This window comes from uncultured Butyricimonas sp. (assembly GCF_959596855.1).
GTDB lineage: Bacteria > Bacteroidota > Bacteroidia > Bacteroidales > Marinifilaceae > Butyricimonas > Butyricimonas muris.
In genome coordinates this window covers 58,774-79,938 of sequence record NZ_CAUFYA010000013.1, presented here as the reverse complement: position 1 = coordinate 79,938, position 21,165 = coordinate 58,774, and the positions used below count along the sequence as shown (strand labels likewise).

The 21,165-nt window shown below is 43.4% G+C and carries 23 protein-coding genes; 8 read left to right on the top strand and 15 right to left on the bottom strand.

Annotated elements, in window-relative coordinates; genetic code table 11:
- Positions 1-5: 5 nt before the first annotated feature.
- The 5 genes from Q5866_RS08070 to Q5866_RS08050 are packed head-to-tail and all read right to left on the bottom strand — an operon-like array spanning position 6 to position 6,860.
- Positions 6-1,538: a M14 family zinc carboxypeptidase gene (locus Q5866_RS08070; protein ID WP_303179794.1), complete on the bottom strand. Its 1,533-nt coding sequence runs from the start codon at positions 1,536-1,538 to the stop codon at positions 6-8.
- A gap of 21 nt (positions 1,539-1,559) precedes the next feature.
- Positions 1,560-2,906, bottom strand: a complete 1,347-nt coding sequence (locus Q5866_RS08065; protein ID WP_099292206.1) for a porin — start codon at positions 2,904-2,906, stop codon at positions 1,560-1,562.
- Between the two features lie 14 nt (positions 2,907-2,920).
- Positions 2,921-4,072, bottom strand: a complete 1,152-nt coding sequence (gene iadA, locus Q5866_RS08060) for a beta-aspartyl-peptidase (protein ID WP_303179793.1) — start codon at positions 4,070-4,072, stop codon at positions 2,921-2,923.
- 3 nt (positions 4,073-4,075) lie between these two features.
- On the bottom strand, positions 4,076-5,449 hold the full coding sequence (dcuC, locus tag Q5866_RS08055; RefSeq protein WP_099292208.1) for a C4-dicarboxylate transporter DcuC: 1,374 nt from the start codon (positions 5,447-5,449) through the stop codon (positions 4,076-4,078).
- 4 nt (positions 5,450-5,453) lie between these two features.
- Complete coding sequence (locus tag Q5866_RS08050) at positions 5,454-6,860, bottom strand: hypothetical protein (protein ID WP_303179792.1); 1,407 nt, start codon at positions 6,858-6,860, stop codon at positions 5,454-5,456.
- 239 nt (positions 6,861-7,099) lie between these two features.
- Between Q5866_RS08050 and Q5866_RS08045 the strand changes: the two genes are divergently transcribed.
- The 4 genes from Q5866_RS08045 to Q5866_RS08030 all read left to right on the top strand — a co-directional run bounded on the left by Q5866_RS08045 (position 7,100) and on the right by Q5866_RS08030 (position 10,211).
- Complete coding sequence (locus tag Q5866_RS08045) at positions 7,100-7,912, top strand: DUF1573 domain-containing protein (RefSeq protein ID WP_303179791.1); 813 nt, start codon at positions 7,100-7,102, stop codon at positions 7,910-7,912.
- Between the two features lie 396 nt (positions 7,913-8,308).
- The gene (locus Q5866_RS08040) at positions 8,309-9,433 is read left to right on the top strand and encodes a DEAD/DEAH box helicase (protein ID WP_099292212.1); all 1,125 of its coding nucleotides are present in this window, start codon (positions 8,309-8,311) and stop codon (positions 9,431-9,433) included.
- Positions 9,434-9,455: 22 nt separating this feature from the next.
- The gene (locus Q5866_RS08035) at positions 9,456-9,899 is read left to right on the top strand and encodes a cold-shock protein (RefSeq protein WP_176555055.1); all 444 of its coding nucleotides are present in this window, start codon (positions 9,456-9,458) and stop codon (positions 9,897-9,899) included.
- Between the two features lie 36 nt (positions 9,900-9,935).
- Positions 9,936-10,211 carry an RNA-binding protein gene (locus Q5866_RS08030; protein WP_099292214.1) on the top strand — a complete coding sequence of 92 codons (276 nt, stop codon included), beginning with the start codon at positions 9,936-9,938 and terminating at the stop codon, positions 10,209-10,211.
- Positions 10,212-10,450: 239 nt separating this feature from the next.
- Here Q5866_RS08030 and Q5866_RS08025 read toward each other — a convergent pair whose 3' ends face one another.
- Complete coding sequence (locus Q5866_RS08025) at positions 10,451-10,591, bottom strand: hypothetical protein (protein WP_176555056.1); 141 nt, start codon at positions 10,589-10,591, stop codon at positions 10,451-10,453.
- Positions 10,592-10,724: 133 nt separating this feature from the next.
- Here Q5866_RS08025 and Q5866_RS08020 point away from each other — a divergent pair, with 133 nt between their 5' ends.
- From Q5866_RS08020 to Q5866_RS08005, 4 genes are read left to right on the top strand one after another with little or no spacing between them, the layout of a single operon-like run.
- Entirely contained in the window at positions 10,725-11,507 is a 783-nt protein-coding gene (locus Q5866_RS08020; protein ID WP_303179790.1) for a HipA family kinase, read from the top strand.
- Positions 11,485-11,868: a DUF3037 domain-containing protein gene (locus Q5866_RS08015; protein ID WP_227214582.1), complete on the top strand. Its 384-nt coding sequence runs from the start codon at positions 11,485-11,487 to the stop codon at positions 11,866-11,868. The genes Q5866_RS08020 and Q5866_RS08015 overlap by 23 nt, the downstream gene beginning before the upstream one ends.
- A gap of 60 nt (positions 11,869-11,928) precedes the next feature.
- Entirely contained in the window at positions 11,929-12,441 is a 513-nt protein-coding gene (locus Q5866_RS08010) for a HigA family addiction module antitoxin (RefSeq protein WP_186975233.1), read from the top strand.
- Entirely contained in the window at positions 12,422-13,081 is a 660-nt protein-coding gene (locus tag Q5866_RS08005) for a nucleotidyl transferase AbiEii/AbiGii toxin family protein (RefSeq protein WP_099292218.1), read from the top strand. Before Q5866_RS08010 ends, Q5866_RS08005 begins: the two co-directional genes overlap by 20 nt.
- A 117-nt stretch (positions 13,082-13,198) precedes the next feature.
- On the opposite strand, the gene Q5866_RS08000 is transcribed toward Q5866_RS08005, so the two are convergent.
- From Q5866_RS08000 to Q5866_RS07960, 9 genes are all read right to left on the bottom strand, one after another.
- Entirely contained in the window at positions 13,199-13,483 is a 285-nt protein-coding gene (locus tag Q5866_RS08000) for a helix-turn-helix domain-containing protein (RefSeq protein ID WP_303179789.1), read from the bottom strand.
- 38 nt (positions 13,484-13,521) lie between these two features.
- Positions 13,522-13,782 (bottom strand): hypothetical protein, encoded by a 261-nt coding sequence (locus tag Q5866_RS07995; protein ID WP_303179788.1) that lies wholly within the window; start codon positions 13,780-13,782, stop codon positions 13,522-13,524.
- Positions 13,783-13,851: 69 nt separating this feature from the next.
- The gene (locus tag Q5866_RS07990) at positions 13,852-14,220 is read right to left on the bottom strand and encodes a hypothetical protein (RefSeq protein WP_303179787.1); all 369 of its coding nucleotides are present in this window, start codon (positions 14,218-14,220) and stop codon (positions 13,852-13,854) included.
- Between the two features lie 227 nt (positions 14,221-14,447).
- Positions 14,448-14,609: a hypothetical protein gene (locus Q5866_RS07985; protein ID WP_303179786.1), complete on the bottom strand. Its 162-nt coding sequence runs from the start codon at positions 14,607-14,609 to the stop codon at positions 14,448-14,450.
- Positions 14,596-14,838, bottom strand: coding sequence for a hypothetical protein (locus tag Q5866_RS07980; RefSeq protein ID WP_303179785.1), 243 nt, complete (start codon positions 14,836-14,838; stop codon positions 14,596-14,598). The genes Q5866_RS07985 and Q5866_RS07980 overlap by 14 nt, the downstream gene beginning before the upstream one ends.
- A gap of 267 nt (positions 14,839-15,105) precedes the next feature.
- Positions 15,106-15,654 carry a hypothetical protein gene (locus Q5866_RS07975; protein WP_099292221.1) on the bottom strand — a complete coding sequence of 183 codons (549 nt, stop codon included), beginning with the start codon at positions 15,652-15,654 and terminating at the stop codon, positions 15,106-15,108.
- Positions 15,655-15,678: 24 nt separating this feature from the next.
- The gene (locus Q5866_RS07970; protein ID WP_099294509.1) at positions 15,679-16,308 is read right to left on the bottom strand and encodes a fasciclin domain-containing protein; all 630 of its coding nucleotides are present in this window, start codon (positions 16,306-16,308) and stop codon (positions 15,679-15,681) included.
- 33 nt (positions 16,309-16,341) lie between these two features.
- Complete coding sequence (locus Q5866_RS07965; RefSeq protein ID WP_303179784.1) at positions 16,342-17,901, bottom strand: RagB/SusD family nutrient uptake outer membrane protein; 1,560 nt, start codon at positions 17,899-17,901, stop codon at positions 16,342-16,344.
- 3 nt (positions 17,902-17,904) lie between these two features.
- Positions 17,905-21,162 carry a SusC/RagA family TonB-linked outer membrane protein gene (locus tag Q5866_RS07960; RefSeq protein WP_303179783.1) on the bottom strand — a complete coding sequence of 1,086 codons (3,258 nt, stop codon included), beginning with the start codon at positions 21,160-21,162 and terminating at the stop codon, positions 17,905-17,907.
- Positions 21,163-21,165: the final 3 nt, after the last annotated feature.

The window sequence follows — 21,165 nt, the reverse complement described above, 5'->3', positions numbered from 1 at the left end:
TTCCCTTATTTTTCACTGTTCATTTTCCGGTAGACCGGTAATTCCTCTCCTTGTTTTGTTTCGTAAACCCGGTAATTGATAAAACCGTTCGGTGCTTCCGGTTCGAGTACCGATGCCGCCACGTTACCGTTCTTCTGATTCATGGGAATCACGAACGATCCGGTGGGGAAGGTCACGGTTTTGGCGGCGACACTTGTTTTCACTTTCACGGGATAGAATTTCTCGAATAACGAGTATTCCGCTTTGTGCGACTCTACCGTGTATGCTTCCACCTCGACGGTTGCCGGGGCGGTTAGGGTTTCGACCGTTACCCCCAGTTGTTTCAGTTTTTGAGTGATCTCCGGGTGGGAAGCGGTAATATAATAGGCTTCCGGGCGTTTCCGGGTGAGGGTAGGGGTGGACTCCAACGACAGGTTGGCGTTTACTTCCAGTTCCACGATTTCATTCGTGTTCATGCTGATGAACGGAAGCACGTAATTATCTACCGTTTTGGCTTTACTGGTGACCACGATATCGTTTTTAGAGCGGGCAGCCTCCGCCGTGATATTCATTACCTCGTCGAAGTTGTCATATGCCGTTTTCAAGTACGATTCGGCTAGCGTGAAAGCGGTGTTGATTCTGCGTTTCAAGGATGTCTTACCGATTTTCACGCCCCGTAATTCCATTAATATAGCCACGGAATTACCCAGAGAGAAAGCGTTGGCTGTTGAACGGGGATTGATACCGCCCACGTTGAATACCACTTCCCCGAATTTCTTCGAGGTCGTGAAATAGTCGTGATGGCGAAGTCCCTTGGAGTCAAGTGCTTCACGAGCGTTTCCGACGAATTTGCCCGCCGTGAGGTTGCGCAACTCTTCGGGCACGTTGAGGTTGCCCGTGTAGAGGAACATGGCGTCGAACGAGTTGGTGATGTTATCCGTGCTGATTAGCGTGTAGTCGGCACGTAGAGGTTGGAACTCGTGGAAGTCGATCACGACTTGCGGGTTGTAGTTGTTGTAAAATGCCCGTAGAACCACGGCTTCCGGTGTAGCGAGTTTGCTTTGATCCCGGTTCAGGTCCAGCGTGTTGGCGGTTACCCGTTCCAGATGACTGCCCCCGTCGATATTGACCATGGGGATGATCGTGATTTCCAGACGTTGCAACAGGTATGCCAGTTCCGGATCGTTCAACAGGCGTTCCATCGTGTAGAGCATGCTCTCCGTGCTGCCCGGTTCATCGCCGTGTACCCGTCCGAGGAATAATACTCTCATCTTGGTATTTTTGGTCTTCCCGGAAATGGTGACGGCGGGGATCTCTTTACCTTTCTGTGTTTTCCCGATAAAATTCAGCGTCGCTTTGTCGGGATGTCGCGTAACGAGTTGACGGATGTATGTCATCATTTCGTTGTATGTCGTGAATTTCCGTCCTTTCTGGAACCACGGTGTCTGAATATCCATCTCGGGGTCAGGGAAGAATTTTTTGGCAACCTTGGCAGGTTGTTGTGCCCAAAGTGAACCGACCTGCACGAGAATCAATAATGTCAATAAGTATCTTATCATCGTATTCATCTTTTGCTGTTATTAGAATGAGAACTGGATCATAGCTTGAAAGAGCGTTTCGTTGCCCTTGGTCACGACACTGTTCACGTTTTTACTACCCGGTTCGGCATCCACGAATACGACGGAAGCCTGTACTTTCACGGCGTATGATTTCGTCAGGTATTTGCCGAGTCCGATTTCGTAAAAGTTGTTCCGGTTGAAGTATAGTTCGTTATGCAGGAACGAATCTTTTGCCGGATCGAAATGCGTGTACCGGGCATCGATCGACAGGCGGCAGGGGAACATATACCCGGCTTGGATATTGTACCCGGAACCCAGCATCATGCGTCCCTTCACGTATTTTTCCATATCTCCGCTGAAATCGGTCGAGGTTGTTCCGTCGTTTCTCACCCGTTGCGTGATTTCACTTGGCACGTGCGCCCATGTTTTCACGAACTCGCCCAGCATGGAGAATCCCATGTATTTGAAATGGAAGTCTGCCACGAATTTGATGTAATCCGGTAATGCTTCTTTGTTCTCGTCGTTCAAGTAGAGGATAGAACCGCTTTCCCGACCTCTCCGGTCACTGATGCCGACATTGTAACTGAATGCCGTACCGATGGAAAGTTTCGGGACTACTTCTCTTACCATGTCCCCGCCACGGCTCTCCCCGTAAGCCCGGAATAGCCCGAAAGGCAGGTAATTGACACGAGCCCCGTATTTGAATCCCCCGTGACGGCGGGTAAAGGTGGCGCTACCATCGCCGTCCGTGATGGCAATCGAGGGACGGATGTAACCCGTGTGTCCGACACGGAAAGAACCGTCCACGAAAATACCCACTTCCCGGATGGAACCGAAATAAGAGGATAGTTTACTGCGGTCGACCAATTGTAGCGTGTTTGAAGTCATTCCCAATTCCCGGTTATCCGTCGGGGTGGACTTTTGTCCGAAAGTCAAGGTTAGTCCTTTCACGGGTTTGTAAGAAATAAAGGCATCCAGTAGCATCCCGCTTAATTCGCCGTCGCCGCCATTGGCTTGAGCGAAGTCTGTCTGTAAACGGTAGCCGATTTTACCACCCCAAGCGTCACCGGATAAGCGAAGACGTAAACGTCGCATCCGGAAACGGGAATAGAATTTATCGTCACCCTCGTATTTGCGGGTTTCAAAGGAAGTTTGAATAAATCCCCGCAGGTTGATGTTGTACCCCCCGTCCGGTGCGGAGAACGTGATTCCGTCACCCGGACGGTATTTATTCACGATGATTTTAGCTGCATCGGAATCTGCCGTTACGGCTTCCGAGTCGTCGTCTTCCGTTTCGTTCTCTTGGGAGAGAGCGGGAAAACAGAACCCCAGCATAAACAGCATAAATATGAACTTATATTTTTTCATCTTTTCGTTTCAAGTTAAAGCGTTTCGAAATTCCCAACCTTTACCAACTGTCCCCGGCGCATCCATTCCACACCACCCGCGATCACGCCTTGCAGGTTCAGTTCGTTGTCGAATAAACAGAAATCGGCGTCACAATCCGGGGCTACGCGTCCCTTCGTGCGCAAGGTCATGTTCTTTGCCGGATTGGTCGTTACCGGGCGGAGAGCCTCTTCTAACGGTAGTCCACCTTCTTTCACCAGTTTCTGCACTTGTTGCAGGTTCAAGTGCAAGGGGGCTTTGTAGAACACGAGTTCGCCCGTTTCCGGATCTTTCTTGCTCATTCCCGCGTTGCCGTCGCTGCTGAAAGTCATGCGGTCGATAGGTACTCCTTTTTCCAGACCGTGCAACAGAATCTTGTAGGGTTCATCGTATTTGGTGCCTCCCGTGGTGATATCAATCATTCCTCCCAGAAGGGCAAACTCGACGGCTTCCTCGAATAAGGCTGCCGTTCTGCCCACGTGAGTGGGAGAGATGTGTTTTACCAGCGTGGGATATTCCCGTGCGATTTCCAACAGGAGTTGCATACGGGAAGGTAACGCTCCCAAGTGGATATGTAAAACTCCTCCCTTGCCGGAAGTCAGACCACCTGTGTGTACTTGATTGATCAGGCGCAGTAGCTCCTCCTTGGTCGGGAATGAACACCGTTCATCGCTAATGGCTACCTTGCAACCGATGATTTTGTCAATAAACAACATATCCTCTGCCACGCTGTTCATGATCGTTTTCGGGGGTACGGCGAAATAACTCGTGAGCATATATGCCCCGATACCGTACTGTTCCAGTGACTTGCATTTGGCGTAGAGAGTGGTCAATTCTTTCGTGATACCGTCGGTACCCAGCAGACCTACTACCGTGGTGGTTCCACAGCGAATCAGTTCGCTCGGTTGTACTTCGGGGGTGATGGAGAAATAACCGCTTTTGCCGCCTGCACCGATAATATGCATGTGTTGATCGATAAAACCGGGGGTCACGATCATGCCCCCGGCATCGATCTTCGAGTGGCTAACACTCGTCAACTCGATCTTCTCATCCACCATGATTATTTTCCCGTTACACACGAGAAGATCTTTTATCCCCAGTTTTTCCGGGGCGTATATATTTGCGTTTCTTATAATTGTAATATTCATACCTTATCCGATTAAGAAGTGATATGCCAGCATGACTATCATGGTAACCGATAGCGGAATCAGGTTCCGGCGTGCAAGGTCGAAGGACGATACCCCGGCGATTTCCGATATGGCGATGATAACCCCGGCGATTGGTGATGCCGCGCGCCCCATGCTGGAGGCAAGCTGCATCGGTAATATCATGTTCACCCCATCCAATCCTACTTTGGTTGCGATGGAAGGAACTAGCGGTCCGAACGAGAAAAATGATGCGTTACCGCTGCCCATCAACATGGAAGCCGCGAAGATGAGCAGTGTCATCAATATGGCTATGGCTGCCCCGGAGAACCCGATGTGCTGCGAGAGCATCACCAGCGAATCGATAAAGCCGAGGCTGATCAATCCTCTGGAGAAGACTTCGGCGGCCACGATCAACGTGATCACGCTGGCGAAGACTTTTCCCATGCCGTCCCAGAACGTTTTGATGGAAGCGAATACATTCTTGAGGTTCTTTTGCCGGATCAGCTCGAAGATGATAGCGATAAAGAATGACATGAACATCGCTGTCGTCGTGTCGAGTTCTACCGAGAAGTTGAACAATTGAATGTATTTCGAGAACACGATCAACAGGATCAACGGCAATACCGGAAGAATGGCGTAAATCAGAGGTACATCTACCTTGAAATCTTCCCGTTTGGGTTCTTCGGGTTGTTTGTGCAACGCATCTTTCCTGTCGTAATACCGGTTACTGAAGTAATACACTACCATGAGCAGTATCGTCATAGGGATGGTCAGCGGCATCTGGTGTTCGATAAAATACATCACGTTATTCATCCCCACGAGTTCCGATGCTCTGGCTGTATTTGCCGAGGCGGGCCCCATGTCAAATACCGTGCATGCCGAGATTACCGATACGGCAGACAGTTTGCTGACACCCAGACTCACGAGAACCGGGTAGATGGAAGCTACCAGCAGTAGTCCCAGCCCCGTCGCCGAGGGAGTGCAGATAAACAGCAGTTGCCCGATAGGTATCACCAATGATGCGGCGAGATAGGGGTACTTCCGGAAGATAGACAGCGGTTGCATGGAAACGTACACGAGGGCATCGCTTGCCTTGATGTGCTTCATGTAAGCCACGAATCCTCCGATGGTCATAATCATCAATCCCACTCCCGCACCTTTCTCGCTGAAAATCTCCTGTATCACTTTGAAGAGATCGAACTCTTTCAGTCCGGTAGCGTTCTTCAGTTCGGGAATATCGAACCCCAGCAGCAATGCTAAGGTCAACATCGCCAAACCGCTGAAAAGCAGTACCGCCTGCGCATGATATTTCTTGAACAGCCAGTAGGCAGTCAGGGCAATGAATTGAATTGAAATAAGTGCTCCTATGTAAATCATGGTGTTATTTTTTGATACTGTCGATGACCGTGTTCTTATTGCCTTCGGCTGCAACATTGTCGTAAACTTCAGAGGAAACGACAAAGGGAACTCCCGGGTTTTTACTTAAGTCAATGACAGTCAATTTCGTGTTTTTACTTAAATCCAAGTCATTCAATAAATGACCGCTTAATAAAACGGTGGTTAATGCTGTGTTCTGTGTTAAGTCGAGATTGGAAAGTTTGCTGTTTTCCGGGGCATCTTTACTTGAACTAGCCCCGTAACGCAGGTATTCTAACTTCGTATTTTTGGTTAAATCCAAACTGCCGATCCAGTTAGCGTTCAAATCCAGATAAGTGAGGTTCACGAGTTTTGTGATATCTAAAGAGGTAACTTGATTGGAAACCAGTTTCAACGAGGTGATTCCCGTGAAATATTCGATACCGCTCAAGTCGGTTAATTTGGTTTCTGCCGTTTCAAGTCCGGCCTCCGTGAGTTCGGTTATAGCGCTTTTGCTTTTGGTCAGATCCAGTTCTCCCGTGTAGGCGGCGGCTTTTGTCTTGTCAATTTTATACGCTCCGTTTTCTTCTGCCACGATACCCTGATCTTTTAAACGGTAGTGCAAAAATTCGCCGAAGGCTTTATCCGGAATCGTGTAGTAATCCCCTTCTCCTGGGGTTTCCGGTTCTTTGCTCGGCTGTAATCCGGTCGCCGTATTCAATCTGTCGTACACTTCTTGCGGTATGTACAAAGTATTGCTGTTACCTTTAAAGTTTACACCCCGTAGTTTCGTGTTCTGTGACAGGTCGATACTTTCCAACTCGTGATTTGTCATGGATATCGTGTCTAATTCCACGTTGTGAGTGAGATCAATCTCGATAAGTTTGCTGTTTTCCGGGGCAGATGCGCTGCTACTGGCGTTATATAAAAGTGTTTTTAATTTCGTGTTTTGCGACAAATCCAACGAACCTATCCAGTTGTTGTTCAAATTCAATAAGGTTAGATTCACAGACTTGCTCAAATTGATGGATGTCAACTCGTTTGACGTGAGGATTAATGACGTGGCTCCCGGAAAATACTGGATGCCGTCCAAGTCTTTGATTTTCTCTTTAGCTGTCGTCAGTCCGGCTGTTTCCAATTTCGTCATGGAACTGTTACTCTTGTTGAGGTTGATCTCTCCCGTGTAGCCTTGGGATTCAACCGTGTCGATCACGTAGGAGATAACGGCGTTCCCGCTCTCGTTGGATACTTGGGAATAAACTCCGCCAACCTTCAGGTATTTTAGATATTCCCCGAAAGCATTGTCTTTGATGGCATAGAGATTCGTCCCGTCACCGGGGCCTGTTTCTGTTAATGACACGTCATCCGTTGTGCACGCTTGAAAGGCGAACAACATCGAAATAAGTGCAATGAATAGATTCTTTGTTTTCATGGTGGATTAAAATTTATAATTAAAGATTTTGCTTCATTTTACTGCAACAAATTTATCTTGGAGAGATAAACAGAACAGTAAATAATCCACTAACGAAACCATTAATTACTACTTTTCTCTGATTAATTATGCTGTTTTCGAGGCAAAAATACGTTTTCTCCACAAAATTCGGAGAATGCCCGGACGAAATTAAGATTTTAATAGTAGCTTTGAAATTCATAAACGATTTATAATTTGTCATGAGAAATTTTTATTGGATTTTTATATTGTCTTTGGGGGTTTGTGCCTGTTCCGGGAAGAAAGTTCCGGAAGGGTTTATTTACCCCTTGGGCGATCTGTTGTTCAATAAAGAGAATATTGCTTTAGGTACGACTTATGTCGGGCGGGAGTACACGGATACCGTCATGGTATATAACCCCAAGAGTAAGGCTGTTCGATTGGAAGGCTTTAATAATTTCCCTGAGTTGACTTGTCGGAAAATAGGAAGGAGCGTTCAAGACTGGCGTTTGGGAGGATATGATATTGCTTCCGGTGAGATAGATACTTTGATTATCACTTTCCGACCGGAAAATGAAATGTTGTTGGGTGAATATTATAATGTTCTCCGTTTTTTGGTTGATGGAGAAGTGGATTATTCTTTCGGCGTTGTTGCCGAAGCGGAAGTAGAGGAGAATTTTAACGAGTGGAGCGAGGAAGAAAAAGCCAAAGCTCCCCGAATAGAGGTTGATTCTTTGGAATATGATTTCGGAACGCTAAAGGAAGGTGAAGAAAAATCGATCATCATCCCTATTCGAAACACAGGCAGCGGTAGCCTTCTGCTCCGCAAAATCGAAACCACCTGCGGTTGTACCGCCGTCGTCCCCGGGCAACGTGTCATTCTCCCCGGCAAATCCACTCAACTTGACGTCGTTTTCCACTCCGCCGGAAGAATCGGCAAACAACGCAAACAAATTACGCTCTACTGCAACGATCCCCGCCGCCCCATCCTCCAATTCATAATCAAAGGTGAAGTGCGCAGGGCAAACGCGTCAAAACGCTTTTCGCCCTTTTAGTTAAAAGTTTATAAAGTCTATAAAGTTCATAAGGTTTATGGACCCTAGCGGGCGCTTTGTCCACGGCAGCATGGCTGCCGGTAAACCTTGTCCGAAGGACGCCCGTTACTTTATGAACTTTATAAACTTTAGGAGCTGAAAGCTCAACTTTATGAACCGGGCGAAAAGCGTTTTGATGCGTTTGCCCTAGTGAAGTGCGGGAGTGAGTTGGATTGTTAAATTATTTTTCGTATCTTTGCAGAACAAACAATCGAGTTCATATTGTATCTTTTAGAGCTGTGCTTTGCTCTGTCGTATTCAGGCAGGTCTTTTCATCGTCAAAATTGACTTCAAAATCAACTTATTTGTTTTAAATTTTTAATTAGACAGAGCTAGCTGTAAAGTAGCAGATATTTTATGACATTTAGAGAATTGAATATTTCGGAGCCGATATTGAAGGCTTTGGTAAATAAGAAATATGAAACGCCGACTCCCATTCAGGAACAGGCGATACCGGTCGCATTGGAGGGGCGTGATTTATTAGGTTTGGCACAAACGGGAACGGGTAAAACCGCAGCGTTCGCTATTCCCATTATTCAACAGCTTGATCAACAGATGCCCAAGAACCGGAAAAGGGAGATTCAGGCATTAATCCTTACCCCGACACGAGAATTGGCAATCCAGATAGATGAGTGTTTTCGTGATTATGCCAAATACACGAGTGTACGCCACACGGTAATATTCGGGGGAGTAAATCAACGATCACAAGTAGAACAACTTCAATCCGGGGTGGATGTTCTGGTGGCAACGCCGGGGCGTTTGCTGGATTTGATTAATCAAAAATACATTTCCCTTAGCCATATCCGTCACTTCGTCTTGGATGAAGTAGACCGGATGCTCGATATGGGTTTTGTACACGATATAAAACGATTGTTGCCTATGCTACCGAAACAAAAGCAGTGTCTTTTCTTTTCGGCAACCATGCCCGTGACAATTGCTAACCTATCCAAATCAATTCTGTACAAACCCGTTAGAATAGAGGTGGCACCCGTGTCGTCGGTCGTCGATACCATCCACCAGAGATTGTATTTCGTGGAAAAATCTCAAAAGAGCAAATTGCTTGTCGAGATTCTGGCAAAGGAAAAGAAAAAGACGGTTTTGGTCTTTTCAAGAACCAAACACGGGGCGGATAGAATTGCCCGGGTGCTGAACAAGCAGGGCATAGGCTGTGAGGCTATTCATGGTGATAAGACTCAAAACGCCAGGCAGCGTGCACTCTCGAATTTTAAATCGGGTAAAACTCGCGTGATTATTGCCACGGACATTGCCGCGAGGGGAATAGATATTGCCAATCTGGAGATTGTGATTAATTACGATTTGCCTGATATGGCGGAAACTTACGTGCACCGGATCGGACGTACCGGGCGTGCTGGGAATAGCGGGACTGCTCTGACGTTCTGTTCACAGGAAGAAAGTATCATGCTTAAAAATATACAGAAACTGACAGGAAAAGAATTGAACGCGGTATCTGTCTCCGCGTAAATATAACTATAATAATTTATAAATGCCTATGGCGATATCGTTTAGTAAAAGAGAATTAGAAAAGAAGAAACAGAGTAAGAAACTGGAAAAACAGAAACGCAAAGAGGAGCGTAAAGCAAATGCCGGTAACGGATCTTTTGAGGATATGATCGCTTATGTCGATGAAAATGGTCTTATTACCGATACCCCTCCTGATATGAATAACAAACAGGAGATTAATATAGAAGACATTGCTGTCTCTACATTAAAGAAAGAGGAAACCGAAGAAACCGTGTTGAGAGGTCGGGTGGAATATTTTAACGAGGACAGGGGATTCGGTTTTATCAAGGATGTCAATAGTACGGAAAAATATTTTTTCTATATTACCAGCGTCCAAAACCCTATTGTTGAAGGAAATATGGTTACTTTTGAGTTGGAACGCGGTCGTAAAGGCATGAATGCCGTGAGAATCGCTCTTGCAAGTTAAAGGATAACCCATTATCAATAATTAAATACCTAAATGATGAACATCTATGTATCCAATTTAAGCTATAGCACGACGAGTGAAAGCTTACAAGAATTATTTTCAGCGTATGGTAGTGTAACTTCTGCCTACATTATTACAGACCGCGAAACTAAAAGGTCACGTGGTTTCGGGTTTGTTGAAATGGCGAATGAGCCGGAGGCTCAAGAGGCTATTGCTAAATTGAATGAAACGGAATTTGAAGGAAAGACAATTAGCGTAACCGTTGCACGTCCCCGTGTTGAAAGAAGCGGCGGGAACAATCGGAGATATTAAAAAACAAGAAAGGGGTAAAAGTCATTTTAGCTTCTTCCCGTCTACGCCGTACCCCCTCTATAAACAGAGGGGGAGCTTGGTTACTCGCCGTTTTTGGAAAGATTCACCAGCTCCTCCTCTGTTTATAGAGGAGGTGGCTGCGAAGCAGACGGAGGAGTTTTTGAAGAAAAGGGGTTTTTACCCCTTTCTTGTTTTTAATTCATATCCTCTTTTCCCATCTTCAGGAAACGCCATACCTCTCAGGAATCCAACCATTCGGTTGCCGGGGTGTAAGTGTAATGTTCCAGTTTTTCCAGCAACAAGTTGACTTTGTCTATCAATGTTCTGCTATTTTTCAACAACAAACTCATGTTTTCATCTGTCATACTTTTTTCTTTCATATCTTTTGTTTTTTAATTTGTACATACAATATTACTGCTTAAATAAAAAAAGTTAATAGAGTATTTCGTGTGAAATCTCCGGTAAAATTGTCGTTTATTTATATCTTTGTTTTTGCTAAAATAAAGGAACGATATGGAGTTACGGACTGCAAATGTTACGAGGTATATCATGCCCTTGCGTGAAGGCGGCTCTTTGCCGGCATTGGCGGAAGCGGATGATGAATTCAAATACGTGGTGAAATTCCGGGGTGCAGGTCACGGGGCAAAAGCTTTGATCGCTGAACTGATCGGGGGAGAGGTGGCTCGTGCTTTGGGATTACGGGTGCCCGAGATCGTGTTTCTTCAACTGGACGAAGCATTCGGGCAGGCGGAAGGCGACGAGGAGATACAGGATTTGCTGAAAGCGAGCCGGGGATTAAACTTGGGGCTTCATTTCTTGTCGGGGGCATTAGGGTTCGATCCCACGGTGAATATAATTGATCCCGAATTGGCATCGAAAATTGTTTGGTTGGATGCCTTGCTCACGAATATCGACCGCACGATACGAAATACCAATTTGTTGATGTGGCACAAGGAACTTTGGTTGATAGACCACGGTTCATCACTTTATTTTCATTACTCGTGGGTGAATTGGGAAAAACACGTCTTGAGTCCTTTCGGGCAGGTAAAAGATCATGTCTTGTTGCCTCGGGCGAGCCGGTTGGTGGAAGTGGATGCCGGACTGAAAGCCTTGCTCACGCCGGAAAAAATACGGGAGATTGTCCATTTGATTCCCGACGAATGGTTGAATTGGGAAGATTTCGGCGTATTGCCTTCGGAGGTTAAAGATACTTACGTGCGTTTCCTTGTGGAGCGGGTAGCAAATTCGGAAATATTTATAAAAGAAGCTCAACATGCCAGAGAAATACTTGTATGAATATGCGGTCATCCGGGTTGTGCCCCGGGTGGAACGGGAAGAATTTGTGAACGTGGGAATCATTTTGTTTTCCAAACGGAAAAAATACCTCAAGGCAAAATATATCCTGCACGAGGATAAATTGAGAACGCTTTTTCCGGAGGCGGAGGTTGAGGTGATAGAAAATAATCTGCGTGTTTTCGATCGTATCTGTTCCGGTGCGAAAGAGGGCGGTCCTATTGCCGAATTTGAAATTCCCGAACGTTTCCGTTGGCTTACCGCCGTCCGGAGTACTTCAATACAGACCTCCCGTCCTCATCCCGGTTTCTCTGCCGACCTTGACGTGACGTTCGAGAAACTGTTTCGGGAATTAGTGTTGTGATTTTTGTTATAAAAATGCAAACAAATTTGTTTGCATTTTCGTATCTTTGTAAAAAGAATTATGGTGCATAAAATTGACATATTAAAAGGAATTCATCCGGGAAAGATCATTAGCCGAGATTTAAAAAAGAAAAATCTCAGCCAGCGTTCTTTCGCTGCTTCTATTGGTGTTCATAGTCAAACTCTTAATGCTATAATTAACGGGCGGCGGCAACTGACAATTGAATTATCTCTTAAGATAGAACAGGCATTGGGATACGAAGATGGATTCTTATATGCTCTTCAGGCGTATTATTTAGTAATAGAATTTAAGAATAAGGAATTAAGTCGGTCTGTATCTGGAATTCCCAATATCCGAAAGTCTTTGTTTTGGGACGTAGATTTTGATTCGATAGACTGGGGTAAATACAAAAAAGCCGTAATACAAAGGGTTTTAGAACGAGGAAATAAAGCAGAGAAGAAAGAAATAGCACGTTTCTATAATATAGAGGTTACTGAACTTGAAGGTTACAAATCGAACAATTATTATCGGATTACTAAAACGAAACATTCTAATGACAGTATTACATTATGAAACGGTAAAACCATATTTGAAGGAAATTCTTGATATGCTGATGGCGGAAGAATTGTTTAACCCGTTTCGTTTGGTTGGTGGAACTAATCTCAGTTTGCGATTTGGTCATCGTATTTCAGAAGATATTGATTTATTCACAGATGTAGAATACGGTAGTCTAAATTACCGGAATTTTGAATCTTATCTTCGTGCTAGATTTCCATATTATGAATCCACGGATACAACTTCGGTAGTGGGAAATGGCAGATCATATTATATAGGGTTGTCTGCTGATAATTATATAAAACTTGATCTGATGTACACGGATTCTTTTATAAATGAGATTGAAATCATTGACAATATACGTATGGCTAGCCTAAGTGATATTATTGCGATGAAAATGAATGTGGTGTCTCGCGGTGGACGAAAAAAGGATTTTTGGGATTTACATCTTTTGCTTGCTAGATTTCCACTATCTGAAATGTTTGCTTTTCATGAGAAAAGGCATCCGTGGGAACATGAGCCCAAAGAGTTGTTACGATTGTTCACTGATTTTAGTGTTGCGGATGAATTTCCTGATCCTATATGTTTGCTTGGTAAAAATTGGGATGATATAAAACTTGACCTAATTGAGATTGCTGATGAATATGTGGAAAAATAAGGTTCTCATGTATTCTTTAATGGTTTTGATTTTAGTATAAACTTGTCATTGTTTTGCAAATCCACTTTTAACAAGTGGATTTGCAAGAAATGCAGATTGTTTAATACGTGTTCTTCGTTAAAATTTCTTCGCTTCCAATGTTGCCTCGATGTCCGTTTTGCTGAAAAATACTTTGCCTCCTAAACGCCGGAAGGGGAGGATATTTTTGTTACAATAAACTTGTAATGTTCGGGGGCATATTTTCAGAATGCGACAGACATCGTTGCCGTCCAGCCATTCTGTAGTCGGGGCTATCGTTTGTTGGTCCACTCGGTTGAGCAATATTTCCACTTGGTTCAATAACGTGTGGTTACATTCCAGTAACACGTGGAGTTGATACTCGATGTCAATATATTTTTCCATAATATTGTAGATTTGTGGTTAGTGAAAAGGAAGGGAAGTTATTTTTTTCTCTGTTCTCGTTGCTCTGCGTAATCGAGGTACTGCTCCCGCAGTTTGTCCACGTATTTAAGCGGGTTGTAACGCCCGAGAGATTGGTGTATCCTATCTTCGAAATTATTGGCGCATTTCCGGTTCATCATGGCCGAGAAGTATCCTGCGAAAGCCTTTTTCGTGACACCGGGAGTGATGCCTTTCACCGCACCGGAATGCCATAGGAAATTGATTAATTCGTTCAAGTCTATTTCGGTACCTTCAAGCATGAAATCGGATGGACGGAAAGAGGTCGTGACGAGCAGGCTGGCTTTAGTTCTTTCGAAAGACTCTCGTTGCTAGGTGAGAAACCGGTCAAGATATTTCCGGTGGTCATTTGACAAATCCTGTAAAGACACGAGCTCGTTTCTTTTGGTGATTAATAAATGGCGGTGAATGCCGTTGATATTCTTTCCCGTGAACAGACTCTCCACGTGAAGGCAATAATTGTACGCTAACTTGCGCCAGTGATTGGTGTGTGTGCGGTTGAGGACGATCTTTACAGCAAGGGGCAATAACTCGATTTCCAGTCCAAGGAGGTAAAGTTGGTAATCTGCGAAATTGTCGGCACGATTGAAGGTGACGGGGTGATAGGGATCATCGGTGATTTCCACTCGAGCTTTACTTAATTCTGTTATATACTTTTTAATGGTTTTGGTGTTCATCATAGTTGGAAATGTTTATCGTTTGAAAATTGATAAAAGTTCTCGTTACTGAAAAAGCAGTACAAATGAGAAGGAAGCGATACTCCGGCGGGAAGACGGAAGGTGTAGTTTTCGTCGGCACGGCAAACAGTTGTTGCGATATATAAGGGAAGGAATGAGGTTTTCTCTTCAATTAGGATAATCAGTAATTGGTCGGTGTGTGAGGAAGATGCTGTATCGGGGTTACATGTTCAGTGCAAGGTGAAATTGCCGTCGGACATGGTTTTCAAGTTTAAATTCTCCGCTTGTTGCCGGACGCCTTCGCTGAAATGCAATTGCGAGTAATCCGCCACGAATCCGTCGCCCCGGAATGCGTGGATGTTCCGTTTCAAGAACAGGTTATACCCTGACATGGGTAAACCGATAGCGGCAATCCGCCAGATCCGGCGAATCTTTCATTCGCTGATAGAGGACGGTAACAGCTTTCAACTTTCCTCGTTGTTGCAACTGTTCTTCGCTTTGGGCATCGTGATACGTGCCGGGTAGGAGGCTGGCAAACTTCTTCCCGTAACGCTCCACCACGGATACCCCTCCGATCTTACCGGAAAGGGTTTGTACAAAATCAGAATCAATTTCTGCCATAGTTTTGTTATTTAGTAAGACAATGTTCTTCTCCAGTCAGACTGATATGACTGTATAGCCTCTATTCAGTCTGAAAAGAAGAAATAAAATAGATTCACACATGTTACAAACTTGTTTTCATTCGAATGTCAAGCGACTTTATATCAAGTCTATTTCGACTTTATAGGCTTAACATTCCTTGTCAAACGCCGGGAAAACAAGGATTATTTTTGTGAAGGGGTAGAGGAGGGCATTAGTGAAAGTGCCCTCCTGACACGCAACGATGACTTATTTCACGATGATGGTGAAACAATCATTTACGTCTTTCGAGTACCCCTCGTTCGAGAAATTTAAGGAGATCACGTAACGTCCGACGGGAATATCATGTTCAATAGGAACCTCGAATATTCCATTACCTCTAACAGTTAGGCAATCCGCTAATTTATTAGCATCGCCATTCGTTGTTTTGATTTCTTTCACGGTAACATAAATCTGTTGAGTTCCTTGAATGCCTTCGATAGGTACGCTTACCCATGGTTGTTTCCACTTTAACCGATAATAATCTTCTCCTTCTCCTCCCATACCTTCATAAGTAGGTTCGATTCCCCATTCGAGAATTTCTTCAGGTGGTATCCCCATGTTGATTAAATCGTAATATTCCGGGTTCGACCAAATACCCCAACTTGGAGGTGTAATATCTAAATCTTTTTTTACAATCATTGAATCGGTTTCATAACTGGCATTTTCTGTCAATAAATAGCCTATGGTTACATCTTGACACCCGACTCCAAGCCAAGTAACCATGGCAATAATCGTCAATATAATTATATTCTTCATAGTTTTAATTTTTTAATACCTCCATTATATTCTTCCCAAATCGTAATTATAATTCAATGCATGAACTACTCCATTCAGAGGTTGAATGTCTGGGGTGGCGAGAGGAACCATTGTTGCTTTTGTAAAAGAATAAATGTACATGGTCTCGGGACCTAAATCAGGAACTCCGCCATAAGCCGATTTATCTCGATAAATTCGTAAATGACTGCCGCCTAAAGTTTCAACATCCGTTCCTCCGTCTTGTAATTCGTCGTCAATCATATAGTCTACATTACGGTATGCAAAGTCGGCTTTCAAGTATTTTTTGTTCAACACGTGGCATAGCACGATTGCTTTACAATCCTTTATACTCATCTCGTCCACTGATTCCATACCGTTATTCCATAAATGTCGTAATATAGTGTAACTCGGGGGAGCAAAGAAAGTAATCTCTTTGTAATTCGAGTCTTTTCCCTCGAACATATCGGTTAATCCTGCCCGTTCTATCAATTTTACGGTTAATTCCCAGTTATATGTATCTTTTCGTAAATACTCCATGATAGAACAATCATGATAAGGGCTGGAAACCCCGCTGTCATACCAATCTTGTGCGGTACAAGAAGACAGGAAGATTGCGGCACTAATACAAACAAATATATTATATATTTTTTTCATAAAATTCAATTTAATAGATTTACGTTGTTCCATTTACATTCTTCGTTGCCAATATATATTTTGCCTTAACAAGGGGTTATCCCAAAAATTTGAACTTTGAAGGGCACCAAAGAATACACCGTCAATAATATCTTGGGCGCTTACGTTACGAAAACCGCCATATAATTCCGTTTTGTAGTATTCATTGCGTAACACGTCAAACCAACGTCCACCCTCTATCAGGAATTCTTTTTCCCGTTCTTTGAATATTGTATAACGCAAGTTACCGCCATACTCGGATGCATCATATAATTTTGCTTTTGCACGAGTCCGGATCGTGTTCAGGTCGTCTATCGCACCTTGCAGGTAACTGCCACCTAATCTAGCCCGGCATTCAGCTCTCAATAGAATAATATCGGCTAATCGCCACCAGATTTTATTAGCGTCGAAATTGATAAATTCTCCGCCGCCCGCCCCTCCGTCCGTGGAAACATAGGCTTTACGGTGTTTGTAAGGGTAAGCGTATCCGCCTGTTATATCAATATCCACGGAATCACGCATATATTCATACCGATAAAACCAAGCATCTCGTCTTAAATCGTCTTTGGAGAACATTTTTTCAACGGTTTCATTCGTGATTCGGAATCTCATGTATTGTATATTAGCCATTGTTGCCCCCGTAACCACCGGATAGCCTTGATAAAATACTGCCATATCGGTTGAAGCTAGACGTTGATCCCATTTTGTCTGAGCCAATTCATCCCAATAATTTCGGAAAATACTCTCGAAAACACTCTCCTTTGAACCACCCATGAAGGTTGTTTCACACATGTCTTCCGGGGCATCCGCTAGTTTATAAATATCTTCCCGCTTGATGATGTCCGTGCAAGCTTGTTCCGCTATTTTCCACAGTTCCTGTTCATCATAATTTCGGTCTTCCGGTTTTGCCATGTATTTACAACCGGCTTTCCATGCGCACAAATGGGCTAACAAGGCATTTGCCGCACCTTTGCATGGACGGGCACGATGAGTTACAGCATTGCCGTTTGCGTCCGTTAATTTGTCCCATTCGGGGAGAAGTTGTACCGCTTCTTTAGCTAATTCAATGGCGTAATCTATTACTTTTATCCAAGAGATTTGCCCTTGTGGGGTGGTTTCCACTTCGTCACGAATCAAGACGCAATCTCCGCATAGACGAACGATATGCAAGTAAGCAAATGCTTTAAAGAAGTAGATTTGTCCCCTGTAAAAATCGCGTCTTTCTTTTGGCATGTCAATTTTATCAATATAAGGTAATGGTACATTAGCGTATGAGATTACACGATAAAACCAATCCCAATCTACAATATACATAAAGGGTTCATGTTCTTGTAATAGTGACGATGAACCTTCTTCAATGTAATCCGAATATTCTCCATTGGGGGCAAGGTCTTGACCAACGCATTCATTGCGTACAGAGGCTTCCGCACCCATTACGCCAATCTCTAGTTCTCGTTCTGTTTCAAAAACATTCATGAATGTGACAGAGTTTTCCGGGCTCATGTCCAAGGAATCCACGCAAGCCGTGCAATTCAACAAAAATGTGAAGAGGAATAAATAATATATGTGTTTCATGGTTTAGAATTTTATCGTTAAACCTAAAGTAAACTTGCGAGCCAATGGATAGGGTAATGCTCCATTGTTTCCATCTATTCCGGAGCGAATATCCACCGTTTCCGGTTCTATACCGGAATAGTTTGTCCACGTGAACAAGTTTTCTCCACTGGCAAAGAAACGTAATTCTGAAAGCCCACAACGTTTGATCCAATTTTGGGGGAGCGAATAGCCTAAAGTTACGGTCTTTAGCTTTAACCAGTTTACTTTTTCTACGTCATCCTTAACGCTACCCCAGTTGTGGTCAGCATTTCCTTGCCACATGGGGAAATCTGATTTATCTCCGTTTTTTTCCCAGAAAGTTACTTTATTTAAATTCATTGCGATAGCGGGGTATTCACCGGGCATGCCCAAACATCTTTTAGATATATAATTTATCATATGTCGTCCTAATTGATAGGATATCAGCATATTCAAATCAAAATTTTTCCAACGTACTTCATTCACAATTCCTCCGCTTATCTCGGGTAAGGCACTGCCACAATATACTCGGTCTTCAAAACCGATTTGTCCGTCACCGTTCACATCAATGAACTTGTAATCCCCGGGTTTGAAATAAGTACTATTACCTTCATCTCCTCCTAGATAATGACTTACACCAACAGAATTATAGAACACGGGCATTTCATCTTGTGAATTTATATAGCCGTCTGTTTTAGGTAAATAAATTCCGTTTAAAGCTTTTCCTATAATTCGTTCGGCTCCGTCATCTTTTCCGTTCGTGGATTTTTTGAAGCGATTCCAGTTTTTGGCAGCGTTGATAGAAATTTTCCAATACAGCTCGGGACGTCGGAATATCTCGTAACGAACCATTAGTTCTATACCTTCGTTTGAAATTGTTTTTGCATTTTGCCATTGGGAATCATATCGTTGATAAGAGCCTGTGGGTAAATTGATTCTATCAAGTAATTTGTCTGTAAGCCGATAATAATAATCAACCGTAAATCCTAAGCGATAGTCAAAAAAATCCAAGTCAGTCCCAAAATCATATTGGTCGGTTTCTTCCCAACTTAATTTATCATTATATAGTCCTCCAAACCATTGGGGACGAATCATTCCGTTACCCATGTAAGGAATATCCGTGACAAAGATTCCTAATGCTAAATAGTTTTGTGCGAAATGCATACCAGAACGTCCCCAACTTGCACGTATTTTACCGAAAGAGAACCATGCTAAGTGTTCTTTTATCCAGTTTTCTTCAGAAAAATTCCATCCTGCTGCGATAGAGGGGAAAGTTCCCCAACGGTTGTTTTTTCCAAATGTGGAACTTCCGTCCCTGCGAATGCTAAATGAAAGTAGATATTTATCTCGGAAACCGTATTCCAAACGGGCAAAATAAGAGAGTAAACATTTTTCTTGCATGTCGGATTGGTAATTTTTGAAAGCGATTGGACGAGATTCGCCACCTCCCCAATCTTCATACCCGATATCCGGCATTCCATCCGGGGCATAATATATTTTATCACTTGGTGAATTTTGGGCGTATCCTCCGTTGTATTCCTCTTGATCATACTGGTAAGAGAAACCGGCTACAAAGTCAACATGATGGTCTTCATGAATTACTTTTTTGTATGTCAATAAATTTTCATTTAGTACCATGAGATTTATCCCCGTTTCCCCGATGCTTTTAGAATAACCGGAATAGCTTAAGTTTGCCGGTTGGAAATAGTTTCGACGGTCAATGACATAATCTGCAGCCAAGGAAGAAGAAATATTCAATCCCTCTATGATTTCGTAACCTAATTTCATGTTCGTTCTTAAGCGTACGGAACGATTGTTTTCTTTTGTACCTTTGTATGCGTTTAGGGCTTGCTCCCACACGATGGAACCTTCTCCTGGCAATAAGGATGATAATTGATAGGGTTCTCCCGGGACTGTTTCTATTGGGACTGCATTTCCCGAATAAGCTAAATTTTCAGAAGCATTTGAACTTGCTCGTTTTTTTCGTGTGATAGAAGCGTTAAAACGTAAATCTACAGTCAATTTTTTTACCGGATTCACATTTAAATTGGCATTTAGATCAATTCTCCGGTATCCTGTGCCCTTATAAATACCTGTTTCATCGTATAAACCTAATCCGATGGCGTAAGTTGTTCTCGTTGTACCTCCATACGTTTGAATGTTTGCATTTGTAATTTTACCGGTTTCAAAATACATTTTGAAAAAATTCGTGGAATTGTTGTAAAAAGGATTTAAACTATCTTGAAACATCGTGCCATTTCCTGTTCCCCAATATTCCGTGTTTGGAATCCAATTTTTATCTAATGTGGCTCCTTGTGTATTGTGTTCGTATTGTTCCTTTAAAGAAGTCGGGTATTTCCAGCGATTGGTTTCTTTATCTAAATATGCACGATAATACTTTCTATTGGCAGCCAAACGAAAGGCTCGTTCTGCTCGTCCTGACGTTAAATCGGGATAACGTGGCAGAATGCTCCATGATTGGGAAAAATTGACAGAAAATGTAGCATCTTGATCTTTCAATCCTTTTTTCGTGGTAACAATAATTACTCCGTTTGCTGCACGTGAACCATAAATTGCCGCAGAGGAAGCATCTTTTAATACTTGAATTGATTCGATCATATCCGGGTTTAAATCAGCCAATAAGTTTGCTCCCGTGATAGGTGAAGTAAAAGAGTTTAACGGCATCCCGTCCACCACCCATAAAGGATTGGAAAAACGACGTTTTTGTTCGACATCTAATGAGTTGTAACCTCGGATTGTGACTGCAATATCGCCTCCTCCCGGTGCTCCGGAGATATTGGTTATATCCATACCGGCTACCCGTCCTTGTAATAGGTTAGCAATACTTGATGTCGGAATTCCTTTTATTTCATCAGCCTTTATGGTTGACACTGCGCCTGTCATTTTTCTTTTCGTGGTATTTCCATAGGCAACAACGACAGTTTCGTCCAACATTTGTATGTCTTCCTCTAGGGTGATGCGGAGGGTATCTGTTTTTCCCGTGAAGTTGATGATTTGTGTTTTGAAACCCACGAAAGAAAATTCTAAAGAGCCTTTGGTTGTTGGAAGTTGTAAAGAAAACCAACCTTTATTGTTTGTTGCTGTTCCAATGCTCGTGTTAGCTAGTTTTATAGTTACTCCCGGCATCGGTTCTTTTTTCTTGTCATAAACCCAACCTTTTAACGTGATAGATTTTTTTTCGTCCTGTGTATTGGCTTTGAGTTTGATAACAATAGCGTTATTTAGAACGACGTATTCCAAGTT